At 55.5% G+C, this 15168-nt stretch carries 12 protein-coding genes; 3 read left to right on the top strand and 9 right to left on the bottom strand.

Annotated features, from left to right (window positions below):
- Positions 1–34: 34 nt before the first annotated feature.
- The 4 genes from C5O23_RS01185 to C5O23_RS01200 all read right to left on the bottom strand — a co-directional run bounded on the left by C5O23_RS01185 (position 35) and on the right by C5O23_RS01200 (position 6052).
- Positions 35–1939 (bottom strand): RecQ family ATP-dependent DNA helicase, encoded by a 1905-nt coding sequence (locus tag C5O23_RS01185; protein WP_107031125.1) that lies wholly within the window; start codon positions 1937–1939, stop codon positions 35–37.
- Positions 1940–1942: 3 nt separating this feature from the next.
- Positions 1943–3664, bottom strand: a complete 1722-nt coding sequence (gene recJ / locus C5O23_RS01190; protein WP_107031126.1) for a single-stranded-DNA-specific exonuclease RecJ — start codon at positions 3662–3664, stop codon at positions 1943–1945.
- 200 nt (positions 3665–3864) lie between these two features.
- Positions 3865–4794: a mechanosensitive ion channel family protein gene (locus C5O23_RS01195; RefSeq protein WP_107031127.1), complete on the bottom strand. Its 930-nt coding sequence runs from the start codon at positions 4792–4794 to the stop codon at positions 3865–3867.
- Between the two features lie 52 nt (positions 4795–4846).
- On the bottom strand, positions 4847–6052 hold the full coding sequence (locus C5O23_RS01200; protein ID WP_107031128.1) for a clostripain-related cysteine peptidase: 1206 nt from the start codon (positions 6050–6052) through the stop codon (positions 4847–4849).
- 283 nt (positions 6053–6335) lie between these two features.
- On the opposite strand from C5O23_RS01200, the gene C5O23_RS01205 reads away from it, so the two are divergent.
- Positions 6336–8003 (top strand): nucleoside kinase, encoded by a 1668-nt coding sequence (locus tag C5O23_RS01205; RefSeq protein WP_107031129.1) that lies wholly within the window; start codon positions 6336–6338, stop codon positions 8001–8003.
- Between the two features lie 135 nt (positions 8004–8138).
- On the opposite strand, the gene C5O23_RS01210 is transcribed toward C5O23_RS01205, so the two are convergent.
- The 5 genes from C5O23_RS01210 to ruvX form a co-directional block, all read right to left on the bottom strand.
- A complete protein-coding gene (locus C5O23_RS01210) occupies positions 8139–8372 on the bottom strand; it encodes a hypothetical protein (protein ID WP_107031130.1) in 234 nt (77 codons plus the stop codon).
- A gap of 27 nt (positions 8373–8399) precedes the next feature.
- Entirely contained in the window at positions 8400–8882 is a 483-nt protein-coding gene (locus tag C5O23_RS01215) for an META domain-containing protein (RefSeq protein WP_107031131.1), read from the bottom strand.
- A gap of 118 nt (positions 8883–9000) precedes the next feature.
- Positions 9001–10686 (bottom strand): energy-dependent translational throttle protein EttA, encoded by a 1686-nt coding sequence (gene ettA, locus C5O23_RS01220; protein ID WP_107031132.1) that lies wholly within the window; start codon positions 10684–10686, stop codon positions 9001–9003.
- A gap of 45 nt (positions 10687–10731) precedes the next feature.
- Positions 10732–11295 carry a peptide deformylase gene (def, locus tag C5O23_RS01225; protein WP_107031133.1) on the bottom strand — a complete coding sequence of 188 codons (564 nt, stop codon included), beginning with the start codon at positions 11293–11295 and terminating at the stop codon, positions 10732–10734.
- A gap of 93 nt (positions 11296–11388) precedes the next feature.
- Entirely contained in the window at positions 11389–11805 is a 417-nt protein-coding gene (gene ruvX / locus C5O23_RS01230) for a Holliday junction resolvase RuvX (RefSeq protein WP_107031134.1), read from the bottom strand.
- Between the two features lie 60 nt (positions 11806–11865).
- Here ruvX and C5O23_RS01235 point away from each other — a divergent pair, with 60 nt between their 5' ends.
- Together C5O23_RS01235 and C5O23_RS01240 are read left to right on the top strand one after the other, a co-directional pair.
- Entirely contained in the window at positions 11866–12780 is a 915-nt protein-coding gene (locus C5O23_RS01235; RefSeq protein ID WP_107031189.1) for a glutaminase, read from the top strand.
- Positions 12781–12977: 197 nt separating this feature from the next.
- The gene (locus tag C5O23_RS01240; protein WP_107031135.1) at positions 12978–15149 is read left to right on the top strand and encodes a glycoside hydrolase family 97 protein; all 2172 of its coding nucleotides are present in this window, start codon (positions 12978–12980) and stop codon (positions 15147–15149) included.
- Positions 15150–15168: the final 19 nt, after the last annotated feature.

A 15168-nucleotide genomic window follows, 5' to 3' on the forward strand; every position in this document is an offset into this window, starting at 1 on the left:
TCCGGAGAAGCCATATTGTTGGAAATTCGGGGGCTTATTGTATTTTGGCCGCTATCACTGTGTGCCCGTCGATCCTGACAATGCCTTTGTCGGCAAGGTCGCGGATGGTTTGTATGGTCTGCTCGCGCGGACTCTGGCAGTTGGAGATGATGGTTTCGACAGAGCATCCGCCCTCGCGAGAGGCCTGATAGACAATGCTTTCGCGCAGGCTGCGGGTGGTTTCAGGTGTGTCTGCGCTCTTCCGGCGGCTGCGACACACGTCGCATTTGCCGCAGTCCTGGGCATCGCTTTCGCCGAAATAGCGCAGCATGCCTCTGACCCGGCATTCCGAGGTGTTGAATGCGAATGATTTCATGGCTTCGAGACGCAGGGCCATGCGTTCGCGCTGGCGCTCGTAGACTTCCAGGGGCATTATCACGTGTTTCGGAAGTTCGCGCGAGGTGCTGTAATATATATAAGGTGTGGTGCGGCGCGGCACGTAGTGGACGGCATGGATGCGTCCGAGGTAAAGCAACGCCTGGTAGACCCGCTCTGACGAGAGGCAGGTGGAGCGGGCTATGACAAGCTCGCTGATGTAGACGTAGTCGGCGAAGAGCCCCGTGTAGTTGCGCAGCACGCACTGGAACACTTCTTCGGCATCGGGCGTGAGCTCAAGGTCGTAGAGCTGGTCTTTGCGCATGATTACCATTAGGCGCGAGCGCGAGGTGGTCTCGTCGATGTATTCGAAGTAGCCTGCACGGCTCAGAAGTGTCAGCGCGCTCCTTGTCGGCGCGGGAGGCAGGGAGTAGGTGCGGCAGAAGAGGTCGAAGTTGAATTCATAGAGCATTCCGTAGCCTTCGCCCACGGCTACGCCGAGGAAGTTGCCGGCCAGTTCGTAGACGTGGCTTATGAATTCTTTGTCGGGGAAGCTCTCGCTCAGGCGGCGGCTGAGGGTGGCTTTGTCTCTGGGCGATGTTATGACCACGGCGAATGACTCGCGGCCGTCGCGCCCGGCCCGTCCGGCTTCCTGATAGTATTCCTCAAGCGATGAGGGGAGGTCGTAGTGCACCACGGTGCGCACGTCGGGTTTGTCGATGCCCATGCCGAAGGCGTTGGTGGCCACCATTATGCGGACGCTGTCTTCTTTCCAGAGGTTCTGCCGCAGATCTTTTTCTTCCGGATCGAGGCCGGCGTGGTAGAACTCGGCGCTGATGCCTTCGCGCCTGAGCAGATCGGCTATCTCGCGGCAGCGGCGGCGGGAGCGCACGTAGACTATGCCGCAGCCGGTGGTGGCGCGGAGCACACGCAGAAGGGTGTTCTCCTTGAAGTCGGCATAGCGGACTATGTAGGAGAGGTTGTCGCGGGTGAAGCTGCGGGCATAGACTTTGGGCTCTCTGAAGCGGAGGGAGCGCATGATGTCGGCTGTGACTTCAGGGGTGGCCGAGGCTGTGAGGGCGAGGATGGGGACTTCTTCGCCTGCTGTCTCGCGCAGTCGCACTACCTTGAGGTAGGAGGGGCGGAAGTCGTAGCCCCACTGAGAGATGCAGTGGGCTTCGTCAACCACGATGAGGCTGACTGTCATGGTCCGGAGTTCGGCCATGAAGCTGTCGTTCTGAAGGCGTTCTGGCGAGAGGTAGGCGAGTTTGGCTTTGCCGAGGCGGCAGCGGGTGAGGTTCAGCTCGGTTTCGCGCCGGGTCAGCCCGGAGTGGAAGTGGACGGCTCTGATGTCGCGCTGGCGCAGGTTGTCTACCTGGTCTTTCATCAGTGAGATGAGCGGAGTGACCACTACGGTGAGGCCCGGAAGGAGCATGGCCGGCACCTGGAAGGTGATCGACTTTCCTCCTCCGGTGGGGAGCAGGCCGAGAGTGTCGCGCCCCTCCAGCACTGAGTCTATGATCTCGCGCTGGAGGGGGCGGAATGCGTCATAGCCCCAGTATTTTTTCAGTACTGAAAGCGGCATCGGCTATTCGGGATGGATTTCCTTGACGAAGAGCTGTATGGCGGAACCTCCCTTGTGTTTGTTTTCCTCGATGGTGTAGCAGATGCTGAAGGGTTTGCCCGAATGGATGTGGTCGAAACTGGCGGCGCTGTTGAAGACTATGCCGTTCATGACTTTTCCGCAGGTGCTGTCAACGAGTTCGAGTTTGATGTGCTCGCTGTGGCGCCCTACGAGTTTCGAGGTGCCGAAGTCGGTCACTCCGCGTGTACAGAACACCGGTTTGCTGTTGCCCGGACCGAAGGGGTTGAACTGTTTGAGCAGGGATAGGAATTCGGGGGTGATCTCGGCGAATGTCAGGTAGGCGTCGATATCGAGCTGGGGGGTTAGCTGGTCGGGGCGTATGTTGTCGCTGACAAACTGCTCGAAACGGCGTGTGAACTCCGCTATGTTCTCTTCCTTGAGCGAGAGTCCTACGGCGTAGGTGTGGCCGCCGAAGTTCTCAAGCAGGTCGCGCACTGATTCCACGGCTTTGTAGACGTCGAAGCCCTGCACCGAGCGCGATGAGCCTGTGGCCAGTCCGTTGGAGTAGGTGAGGACCACCGATGGCTTGTAGTAGAGCTCGGTCAGTCGCGAGGCTACGATGCCGATGATGCCTTTGTGCCAGTTTTTGTTGTAGATTACTATCGACTTCTGGTCTGAGGTCATCTCTCCGCGCTCTTCGAGAATCGTATTGGCTTCCTCGGTTATCTGTTTGTCGAGTTCCTTGCGGTCCTGGTTGTAGCGGTCTATCTCCTTTGCGCGGGCGTAGGCATCGGCCACATCGCGGGCCACGAGCAGGTCGACGGCTTCCTTGCCGCTCTGCATGCGTCCGGAGGCGTTGATGCGCGGGCCGATCTTGAAGATTACGTCGCTGATGGTGATCTCGCGGTTTCCGAGGCCGCAGATGCGGATTATGGCTCTCAGACCCATGTTTGGGTTGGAGTTGAGTCTTTTGAGTCCGTGGTAGGTGAGGATGCGGTTTTCGCCTACCATCGGTACGATGTCTGCGGCGATTGACACAGCCACGAGGTCGAGAAGCCCTTCCAGTTCGGTGTTGCCCAGTCCGTTTGATATGGCGAAAGCCTGCATGAGCTTATAGCCCACGCCGCAGCCTGAGAGGTGGGGACATGGATAGGTGCTCCCATCCAGCTTCGGGTTGAGGATTGCGACGGCCGGCGGGAGTTTCTCGTCGGGCACATGGTGGTCGCAGATAATAAAGTCTATGCCCAGAGAGCGGGCATATTCGATCTCTTCGGTTGCTTTGATTCCGCAATCGAGGATGATAAAAAGTTTGACCCCTTGACGGGCGGCCATGTCGATGGTGGCTTTCGAGATGCCATATCCGTCTTCGTTGCGCGTCGGGATATAGTAGTCGATATGGGAGTAGAAGTTACGGAGATACTTGTAGACGAGGGCCACGGCTGTGGTTCCGTCTACATCATAGTCACCGTAGACCATAATCTGCTCCTTAGCCCCCATAGCACGGTTTAGCCGGTGGACGGCCTTGTCCATGTCGGGCATGAGAAACGGGTCATGCAGATCCTTCAGCGAGGGGTGGAAAAATTTCTCCGCCTCTCTGACCGAGGAAATGCCCCGTTGCACAAGCAGCTCGCTAACGGGCGGCACTCCGGCATAGCTTTTGGCCAGGTCGGACTCCACTTGTTGTTCGTCGGATGTAAGGGGACAGTAATTCCATTTACTTGTCATTTATGTTGTTTCTTTTTTATTTCAAAAGAAGGCGGAGAGGGGAGGTGCGCGATCATTGCAAGAGATAAGGCACTTCGACCCTATTAATTGCAAAAGTACGCAGAATAATTGGATAAATTGTCATAAGAAATGTTATTTATCCTTTAGCGTTCGTTTTTAAACGGGCCCGTGATGCAAGTAAGATGGAATGGCCGGGGTGTTCAGTGGCGGGGTTCCTGCGGGGCGGCTGTCATGTGGACATCGAGCTGCGGGAAGGGGAAGGAGAGGCCGGGGGCGGCTGTGATGGCGTTGTAGAATTCTTCGTTGTGGTCAAAGTAGACTCCCCAGAAGTCGGCGCTGGCTACCCATGCGCGCACGCTGAGGTTGACTGATGAGTCGGCCAGTTCGGCCACAACTACGACGGGGGCTTTGACTGACGGCATTCCGGTTTTTTCTTCCCAGAGGATGCGGGGGTCTTTTCGGAGCAGGTCGAGGAGCAGGGTGCGGGCTCGGTCTACGCTTTCGCCGTAGGAGATGCCTACGGTCCAGTCCACTCGGCGGTAGGGCTGGATGGAGTAGTTGTTGATGCTTCCGGTGGAGAGGCCGCCGTTGGGTATGATGATCGATTTGTTGTCAGGGGTGCAGATTATGGTGTTGAAGATTTCTATGCGGGTGACGGTTCCGGCAAAGCCCTGGGCTTCGATGTAGTCGCCGACCTTGAATGGCTTGAGCAGGAGTATGAGCACTCCGCCGGCAAAGTTCTGGAGGGTGCCGCTCAGGGCCATGCCTATGGCTACGCCTGCCGAGGCGAAGAGGGCGAGAAAGGAGCTTGTCTCTATGCCGAGGATGCCTATGACGGTGACGATCAGGATGAAGTAGAGCACGATTCTGACGAGCGAGAGCACGAAAGTGCTCAGCGAGGCTTCGACCTGCCGCCGGTGGAGTATGCCGTAGACGAAATTGTAGAGTTTGCGGATGATGTATTTGCCTGCGTAGAAGACAAGTATGGCAATAGTCAGTGAAATGGCGAAGTGGACTATGTCACTGATGAGTGTGTCGATCAGCTGATCGAAGGAGATGTTTTTGATTGCGCTGCTCTCCTGGGCAACGGTTGGGATTGTGTCAGTCGGAATGATGTCGAGTTGAAACATTTTTTCTGATAACTATTACTATATGGATGTTCTGCGGGGTTATTTGCCGGTGTCAGTTGAAGACCGGGGCTGTCGAGACTACTTCTTTCCACCAAAGGGTCTTGTCATAGCCGCGGTAGGCGGTCTCTTCGGGCCGTTTGATTATAAACGAACCGAGGCCGCCGTAGGTTCTGACGGCTATGCCGGTGAAGTCGCGGTCGGTGTGGGCTTTGTAGAGGATGCAGCGGTCAAAGGCGTCCTGCCATGCGGCGAGCAGGGCGGGGGAGTTCTTGGAGATTTTCTTCATGTAGTCCTCCATGTCGTAGACCGGGCGTGTGGAGTGGAAGACGGGGTCGAAGGGGTTGAAGCTTTGTGACAGGGCCTGTACCTGTGTGAGTTCCGCGGGATAGGAGGTGAGAGTGGCTAAGATGCCGCGCGAGGCTTCGGCGAGATCGTCGAGAGCTGATGTGTCGACCACTACCATCTGTGAGCGCAGGCCTTTTTCTTTCAGATAGGTGAATGTGTTGGTGGCGGCGCCGACCAGGTCTGGGGTGCCGTCGGCGAAAAATGCCGGAATGTTCAGATGATAGGGCATGCCTTCGCCTTCGACTTCTGTCGGCGAGCCGACTATCACGGGTGTCAGAGCGCGCAGTTCATATGCGATTTCTACGGTGCCCATCAGGCAGCAGTCGAAGTATAGGAATGAGAATTTTTCTCCTTCGAGGGCTTTGCCGAGTGAGGAGAGGCTCATCCATTTGTCGCGGTCGGTTCCGTATGAGCGTGAGGCTTTTGATTGGTCCATGTCTTCGGGGTGGGTCATCCAGGCTGTGGCGTGGCCCCAGAAAATCATGCCGTAGTCTTCGGCTGGCGCGAGCTCCTTCATGTCGGCAAGCACCTGACGCATGCGTCCGATCTCTACAGAGTAGAGGTCGGGATCATCGGTGTAGGTTTTCAGTATTTTCTGTCCTTGGACTGTTATCTCGATCAGCTGGGGCGGATTGCCGTCATTGGTATAGGGGCGGTTGTAATAGACGAGCAGCCTTCCGCCGTTCAGACCGCCGTTTTTGGCTCCGCGGACCATTTCATCGAGGTCATAGGCATCGAAGCTGTTTGCCCAGCCGAGGTTGTTGTCGGCCAGCATATAGACAAGCACAGTCCGGTGGACCTCTTCAGATGGAGAGGGCGGTGCGGGGGGCGCGGGCTCGTCGGCTTCGCCGCAGGAGTTCAGCAGACAGAACGAGCAGAAGGTGAGGAGAATATTGAGCAGAAAGCGGTGCATCGGGGTGATCAATTGGTTTATTTCAACGAAATTACGATATTTATGTCATTCCGAGGGCGTGATCGGCCCGATTTTAGGATTTTTTTTGAAATGAACAAAAGCAATACCGCTGTCGTTGCTGGAATATAGAGCTATATTTCTGATTGTTTTGGCTTCTGTTAACATTTTTTATCAGGCCTTCTCCCGGATTGAAATGTAATGGTGCTATCTTTGCCATCAAGGCAGGCCAGGGCACAAGCTGTAATTATTCAAGAATGAAAAATCTTCTAAAATTCAACACATTATGAGCGACCAACTGAAGATATACTGCGTCAATCTCGGCGAATACATTCCTGTCAGCGGCGGTCAGACGCTGCATCAGATATATGAGGAGATCCGTGACAGACTTTCTTTCACTCCTGTCTGCGCGCGGGTCAACAACAAGACCGAAGACCTTGCCTTTCCGGTGTTCATGCCAAAGCAGGTGGAGTTTCTCTCGGTGAAGTCGCCGTCGGGCCACAGATGCTACATCCGCTCGCTCTGCATGGTGCTTTACCGTGCGCTTGTGACGCTCTATCCCGGCGCGCGGCTGGTGATCAGCCATTCGGTTTCGCGCGGATATTATTGCCGGCTCGAAGGAGTCAAGGCTGATGCCGCTGTGGCGGCGGCTCTCAGGGAGGAGATGCGCAGGCTGGTTGACCGCGATCTGCCGTTCGAGCGCAAGGAGCGCCTGACGCCTGACGTGATCGAGATAATGCGCCGTCAGGGTCTGCATGACAAGGTGAAGCTGCTTGAGAGCCTCCATGAACTGTACACTGTCTACTATCGTCTCGATGGTGTCTGCGACTGCTATAACGGCAACTTAGTGCCTCGAACCGGAATGCTTCAGGTGTTTGATCTCGTGCCTTATGAGAAGGGGCTTCTGCTGCTTGGTCCTGACCCGGCTGATGACTCGCGTGCGGCCACTCCGCTTGCGCAGCCCAAGCTCTACCGGGCCTTCACCGACTATCTGAAGTTCAACTCCATCATTGGCATCCGCGATGCGGGCGATGTCAATTCGGTGGTGGCCGGAGCGGGCACGTCGATGATGATCAATGTGGCCGAGGCTCTCCACACCAAGTATATCGGCGCCATAGCCGACCGCATCACGGAGCGTTACCATGAAGGGGGCGCGCGGGTGGTGCTGATTGCCGGTCCGTCGTCATCGGGCAAGACCACTTTCACCAAGCGCCTGGCGGTGCAGCTGCTCACCAATCTGCTGAACCCGGTGATGATCTCGCTTGACAACTATTTCGTAGACCGCAACCGCACTCCGCGTGACCAGAGCGGCGATTATGACTATGAGTCGCTCTTTGCTCTCGATCTTGAGCTGTTCAACGACCATCTGAACCGTCTGATCCGTGGCGAGCGCATCGAAATGCCCTATTATAATTTCGAGCGCGGCGAGCGTGAATACCGCAATGAGAGCATAGCCCTTGACTCGCATTCGATATTGCTGATCGAGGGTATCCACGGCCTGAATCCGGAACTGACTCGCGATGTGGTGCCTGAGATGAAATACCGCATCTATGTCTCTGCGCTGACCACACTCGCCATTGATGACCACAATTGGGTGTCGACCACTGACAACCGCCTGCTGCGGCGCATTATCCGCGACTACAAGTATCGCGGTACGAGTGCTCTCGACACCATACGCCGCTGGCCGAGCGTGCGCCGGGGAGAAGAGCAGTGGATTTTCCCTTATCAGGAAAATGCCGATTCGATGTTCAATTCCTCGCTGCTGTTCGAGTTAGGTGTCATGCGTGACGAGGCAGAGCGGGTGTTGCGCAACGTGCCCCGTGATCTGCCGGAATATGCCGAGGCTCACCGTCTGCGCAAGTTTTTGTCATGCTTCTCGTCCATTCCTTCCAACATGATTCCGCCAAACTCTCTGCTGCGCGAATTTCTTGGAGGCAGTTCGTTCCATTATTAGACCGCATTTTTTTTCTGGATCGGGGCTTCCGGCCTCTTTTCGGGATGAGACAATGCAAAGATACAATCGCCGGCCCCGTTATCAGATGCGATAATGCGGGGCCGGCGATATTATTTATGACAAACAGTTGTCTGTCTATTTTCTGAGCCTGTTGATTATTTCAATAGCGAAGTGAACGAATATGCCGTAGGCAATGGTAGCCAGCAGGGCCATCCCCTCGTTGATGATGATAATGGACGGCAATGGCATTGGCCATTCGGGCCTTGCCTGATGGAAAGCCGCGGCCACAGCGCAGGCTGAGAGCACGATGAAGACAATGATCATCGACAGCGGAGCGAATCCAAGTTCATATCGGCCTATACGGATCATAAGTAACTCTTCAAAATCAAACGGCTTTTATTTCTGAGCGGCGGCTTTGTGCAGAACGATGTACTCTGATGGGTTGCGGCTGTTGAGGCGGGCTGTTGAATCGTTTCCAATATATAGGGTGGCGATATTCGGAAGGATTTTTCGGAGTGCGTCTTCTGTCGCCATGTTGTCGCAGGCCTTTTCTGTCATGGCGCCGTCACCGAGGATTATGGAGTCGCCCTTGATCATATAAGGACCGGAAACGGTGTTGCAGTTGGTCTGGATAAAGTATGTGCTGTCTTCAAATACTATATATTGGTGTGATCCGGGCACTTCTTCGGAGGGACGGACATAGTCGGAATCGGAGAAAACTATGTTTTCAATATTCCACCGTCCTTTGAGATCGGCATATGCAGCTACGTCCTGTGACTGACAGTCACTTGTGGCGGTCTGTCCGTTTTTGTTGCCTGTGCATGATGCCGCGCTGAGGGCTGCCAATGCCATTAGCGAAATTTTGATTTGAATTTTCATATTTAAACAACCTTTTACGGTTTATGCAAAATTGCGGTCTCCTGACATTTTGTATCCATGCAGAGAGACCGCAAAATGATTCTATATAATATAAATAGGTGGTAGATACCGATGTTTATCAGTCCATGAGCTTGCGGTAGCGGCGGCGCGGGGGTTCCTTGCCATCGTTGTGGGCTTTCTTGAACTCTTCGTAGTCTGAGTAGGATCCTTCGTAGAACACAACATTGCCGTCGCCTTCAAACGAAAGGATGTGGGTGCAGATGCGGTCGAGGAACCAGCGGTCGTGGCTGACAACCACGGCGCAGCCGGCAAAGTCTTCCAGACCTTCTTCGAGAGCGCGAAGGGTGTTCACGTCGATGTCATTGGTAGGTTCGTCAAGCAGGATCACGTTGCCTTCCTCCTTGAGAGCCATCGCGAGGTGCAGACGGTTGCGCTCGCCGCCAGAGAGCACTCCGATCTTCTTCTCCTGGTCGGCGCCGGTGAAGTTGAAGCGCGACAAGTAGGCGCGGGCGTTGACGTCGCGGCCACCCATGCGGAAGCTTTCCACTCCCTGCGAAATCACTTCATAGACGCTCTTTTCGGGCAGAAGGTCGTGGTGGGTCTGGTCGACATAGGCGATCTTTACGGTCTCGCCCACTTCAAACGAGCCTGCGTCAGGAGTCTCCTGGCCCATGATGAGGCGGAAGAGGGTGGTTTTTCCGGCGCCGTTCGGGCCGATCACGCCTACAATGCCGCCCTGGGGGAGCGAGAAGCTCAGGTCTTTGAACAGCTGCTTCTTGCCGAAGGCTTTCGAGAAGCCCTGCACGTCGATGACCTTGCTGCCGAGGCGCGGGCCGTTGGGGATGAAGATTTCGAGACGTTCCTCGCGTTCCTTCTGGTCTTCGTTGAGGAGGCGGTCGTAGCTCGACAGACGGGCTTTGCCTTTGGCCTGACGAGCCTTGGGGGCCATGCGTACCCATTCGAGTTCGCGTTCGAGGGTCTTGCGGCGCTTGCTTGCCTGCTTTTCTTCCTGGGCCATGCGCTTGGTCTTCTGGTCGAGCCATGAAGAGTAGTTGCCTTTCCAGGGAATTCCTTCGCCGCGGTCAAGTTCGAGGATCCATCCTGCCACGTGGTCGAGGAAGTAGCGGTCGTGGGTGATGGCTATCACGGTGCCGGGATATTGCTGGAGGTGCTGTTCGAGCCAGTCGATCGATTCGGCATCGAGGTGGTTGGTGGGCTCGTCGAGCAGCAGGATGTCGGGCTGCTGGAGCAGCAGGCGGCAGAGGGCCACGCGACGGCGTTCGCCTCCGGAGAGGGTGGTCACGCTCTGGTCGTCGGGGGGACATTGCAGGGCATCCATAGCACGTTCGAGCTTGGAGTCGATGTTCCAGGCGTCGGCGGCATCGAGTTTGTCCTGAAGTTCGGCCTGACGGGCGAGCAGGGCGTCCATCTTATCGGGGTCTTCGAGCACATCGGGGTCGCCGAACGATTCATTGACCTTGTCAAATTCAGCAAGGAGGTCCATGATGGGCTGCACACCTTCGCGCACAACCTCGATGACAGTTTTCTCAGGGTCGAGCTGAGGGTCCTGTTCGAGATAGCCCACGGAGTAGCCGGGCGAGAAGACAACTTCGCCCTGATAGCTCTTGTCAATGCCTGCTATGATTTTCAGCAGCGAAGACTTACCGGAGCCGTTCAGACCGATGATGCCGATCTTGGCACCGTAGAAGAATGAGAGATAGATGTTTTTCAACACCTGCTTCTGGGGAGGGTAGGTCTTGGAGACTCCTACCATCGAGAATATAACTTTTTTGTCGTCAGCCATGATTGGATGGTTGTTGATGCTTGTTGAAATTCAGGATATTAGGATTCAGCGCTTTTTGGGTGCATATTTAGCGGGATAATCGCAGCGGGTCTTTCCGGCTATGATGTTGTTGAGTTTTCCTTTGATCAGCTGCTTGCGGATCATCGAAATGTGGTCGATGTATAGTTTGCCTTCGAGGTGGTCGCACTCATGCTGGACTATGCGGGCCAGGAAGCCGGTGATCACTTCTTCATGCGGTTCGAAGTTTTCGTCGACCCAGCGCAGGCGGATGTTTTCCACGCGGCTGACGTTTTCCGAAAGTCCCGGCAGGCTGAGGCAGCCTTCGCCGCGGCTGACGGCTTCTCCGTCAAGCACCTCGATCTCCGGGTTGATGAGCACGAATTTGCGGCCCTCGCATTCGGGGAATGAATCTTTGACGGGGTCGGCGTCGATCACCACGATTCTGTCAGAGCGACCGATCTGTGGAGCGGCAAGGCCTACGCCTTCACTGGCATACATGGTGGTGAACATGTTCTCTATAAGCTTTTTGAGCTCAGGATAGTCCCGGCTTATCGGGGCCGCTGTCTTGCGGAGCACCGGATGGCCGTAAAGATAGACTGGTAAGCGCATTGATATATCTGTTTTTTTGATTATTCCTGGATGATTGGCAAGGAGGGGGAGGTGCCGGCCTGTGGGTGGGCGGCTCTGCTTCCTGTGCGGCGGTCAGATCCGGCGTGATTCGAGATAGCCGTTGAGGATTATGACGGCCGCCATGCGGTCTATGGCGCCTTTGTCGCGGCGGTCGCTTTTCTTGACTCCGGCATCGAGCATGGCGCGGTGGGCAAGGGTCGAGGTGAAGCGTTCGTCGAAAAAGCGGATCTCCACTCCCGGCAGCTCCTTGCGCAGGCGGTTGATGGCCGGAGTGATATAGCGCATCGACTCTGACGGCTCCCCGCCCAGGGTTTTGGGGAGTCCGACAATGATTTCATCGACCGGCTCGCGGCTGACATAGGCCTTGACATAGGTTATCAGCTGGGCCGAGGGCACAGTGTCAAGCGCCGTGGCCACTATCTGCAACACGTCGGTCACAGCCAGTCCGCAGCGTTTACGCCCGTAGTCAATAGCAAGTAATCGTCCCATAATGACTGCAAAGATAATAAAAATATTGTACATTTGCATGTCAAATCCCACCAGATCATCATGGACTATAATAGAATCCTGACAGAGATAGCGGTCGAAGTTGAGCCGCTCCGCACCGTAGGACAGCAGGCCTCCTACATACCGGCGCTTGCGAGAGTCAATCCTGACCGTTTCGGCATCTGCCTTCTCACCACCGATGGTGGCGGAGCCGAGCTGGGTGATGTCGGTGAGCGCTTTTCCATCCAGAGTGTCACCAAAGTCTTCTCACTCTCTATGGCCCTTTCGCTCAAAGGCGAGGCTCTTTGGGAGAGAGTGGGCAAAGAGCCGTCGGGCTCGGCTTTCAACTCGCTGATACAGCTTGAACTCGACCACGGCATTCCGCGCAATCCGTTCATCAATGCCGGTGCAATCGTTGTGGCCGACGTGCTCCTTTCGGAACTCTCCGATCCGGAGGGTGAATATATAGACTTCATACGCCGTATCTCCGGCGATCCCACCGTAGGATATGACCGCGAGGTAGCGGCTTCGGAGAGGACTACGGGCTATGTTAACGCCGCCATTGCCAACATGCTCAAGTATTACGGCAATCTGCAAAACGACATCGAGGACGTGTTGCGCTTCTACTTCCTGCAGTGTTCCGTCAAGATGGACTGCCGTCAGCTGGCCCAATCGTTTCTGCCCTTTGCCGACCGCAACCGGGAATTCTCCTTCGGCGGCGTCAGCCTGACCTATTCGCAGGTAAAGCGCATCAACGCCATCATGCAGACCTGCGGATTCTACAACGATGCCGGTGAATATTCCTATCTGGTCGGACTTCCCGGCAAGAGCGGAGTCGGCGGCGGCATAGCAGCCGTCTATCCCGGGCGCTATGCCGTGGCCACCTGGAGCCCGCGCCTCAACGAAAAAGGCAACTCCGTGATGGGTATGAAGGCTCTGGAGCTGCTTACCTCCTACACCCACGAATCAATCTTCTGACAGCCGCCCGTCTGTCACCTTGAGGACTCCGATATAAAACCGTTCAAATGTGCTGATGACGATTTGAACGAATTTCTTTTTGACTATCCGAGGAAAGTGGTGTGAAAAATTGATAATGAAAGGAAAATTTTGTAAGTTTGCAACTCTATATGTCATACTTACTTATCACATTTTATTCCTTACATCAAATTTCAATTATGAGACATCACATAGTCCTCTCTCTCGCTCTCGGCCTGATGGCTGCAGGGACATCAAAAGCAGATGAAGTGCTGAAATCGCCTGACGGCGACATCGCGCTGACGTTTGAGATCCGTGACGGACGTCCAACCTACTTTGTCGACTTCAAAGGCAAGCAGGTGATCGCCCCGTCGGGTCTCGGCTTTGACCTGTCGAGCGAGTCGGGACGCAACAGCTTCGAGCAACAGGGCAAAAAGGCCGGAGCCGACGCTCTTTCGCTCAAAGACGGCTTCGAGCTTGCCGGAGTGAGCCGCGACAGTGTCGACACCGTGTGGCAGCCTGTCTGGGGCGAAGAGTCGGAAATCCGCGACCACTACAATGAAATGACCGTCAGCCTGCGTCAGCCGGCATTTGACCGCTCTATGGAGATACGCTTCCGAGCCTATGACGACGGAATAGGTTTCCGGTATGAGTTCCCCGGACAGCCAAATCTCAACTATTTCGTAATAGCCGAAGAAGCAACGGAGTTTGCAATGACCGGCGACCATACCGCCTATTGGATTCCCGGTGACTATGACACCCAGGAGTATAATTACACCCGGTCGCGCCTGAGCGAGATCCGCGGCCTTTTCCCCTCCAAAATCAATCCTGACAATGCCTCGACCACGCCTTTCTCGCCCACAGGCGTGCAGACCGCTCTACAGCTCAAGACCGACGACGGCATCTATCTGAACATCCACGAGGCCGCCACTGTCGACTATCCGACAATGCACCTCAACCTCAACGACACAACCATGACATTCTCCTCATGGCTCACCCCCGACAATCAGGGCCGCAAAGGCTACATGCAGACCCCGGCCAAAAGTCCCTGGCGCTCGGTGATGATAGTCGATGACGCGCGTGACATCCTCGCCTCGCGGCTGATCTACAATCTCAATGATCCGACAGCCTATGAAGACGTCAGCTGGATCAAGCCGGTCAAATACATCGGCGTCTGGTGGGAGATGATCACCGGAGCCGGGACCTGGAACTATACCGATGATGTCTACTCCGTGAAGCTCGGCGAGACCGACTACACCAAGACCCGCCCCAACGGGCGCCACAGCGCCAACACCGCCAAGGTCAAGCGTTACATCGACTTCGCTGCCGATCATGGTTTTGACCAGGTGCTCGTAGAGGGCTGGAACGAAGGATGGGAAGACTGGTTCGGCCAGTCGAAAGACTATGTCTTTGACTTTGTCACCCCCTATCCTGATTTTGATCTGAAATATCTCACCGACTATGCCCGGTCAAAGGGCGTGCGGCTGATGATGCACCACGAAACCTCGGCATCGGTGCGCAACTACGAGCGCCATCTCGACCAGGCCTACAAGCTGATGAACGACTACGGCTACAATGCCGTCAAGAGCGGTTATGTAGGCAACATCATTCCCCGCGGCGAATATCACTACTCACAGTGGCTCAACAACCACTACCTCTATGCCGTCCGCAAGGCCGCCGACCATAAGATAATGGTCAACGCCCACGAGGCAAGCCGTCCTACAGGTCTGGCCCGCACTTATCCCAACCTCATCGGCAACGAAAGCGCCCGCGGAACAGAGTATCAGGCTATGGGCGGCAATGAGAAATGGCACACCTCGATCCTGCCTTTCACCCGTCTGCAGGGAGGCCCGATGGACTACACTCCCGGCATTTTCGAGTTCGACCTGTCGACCTTCACTCCCTACAACAATTCAAAGATCGCCTCGACCATTCCCGGCCAGCTGGCGCTCTACGTCACCATGTACAGCCCCCTCCAGATGGCCGCCGACCTTCCTGAACATTATGAAAAGCATATGGATGCATTCCAGTTCATCAAAGATGTGCCTGTTGAATGGGAGCGTTCGGTCTATCTTGAAGCCGAGCCGATGGAATATGTGACAGTGGCACGCAAAGACAAGAACTCAGATGAATGGTATGTAGGATCTACCGCCGGCACCGCTGACCGCAAGAGCACCATCAGCCTCTCGTTTCTCGATCCGGGCCGGAAATATGAAGCCACGATCTATGCCGAGGCCCCTGACGCAAACACCGTCGACGGCCAGACCCGCTACGATATTACCCGCAAGACAGTCACCTCAAAGTCGAAACTGACACTCGGCGCCATTGCCGGCGGTGGCTATGCCATATCTATAAAACCGCTAAAACGCTAATTGAAGTTGAAGAAAAAAA

It is taken from the genome of Duncaniella muris (assembly GCF_003024805.1).
Lineage (GTDB): Bacteria > Bacteroidota > Bacteroidia > Bacteroidales > Muribaculaceae > Duncaniella > Duncaniella muris.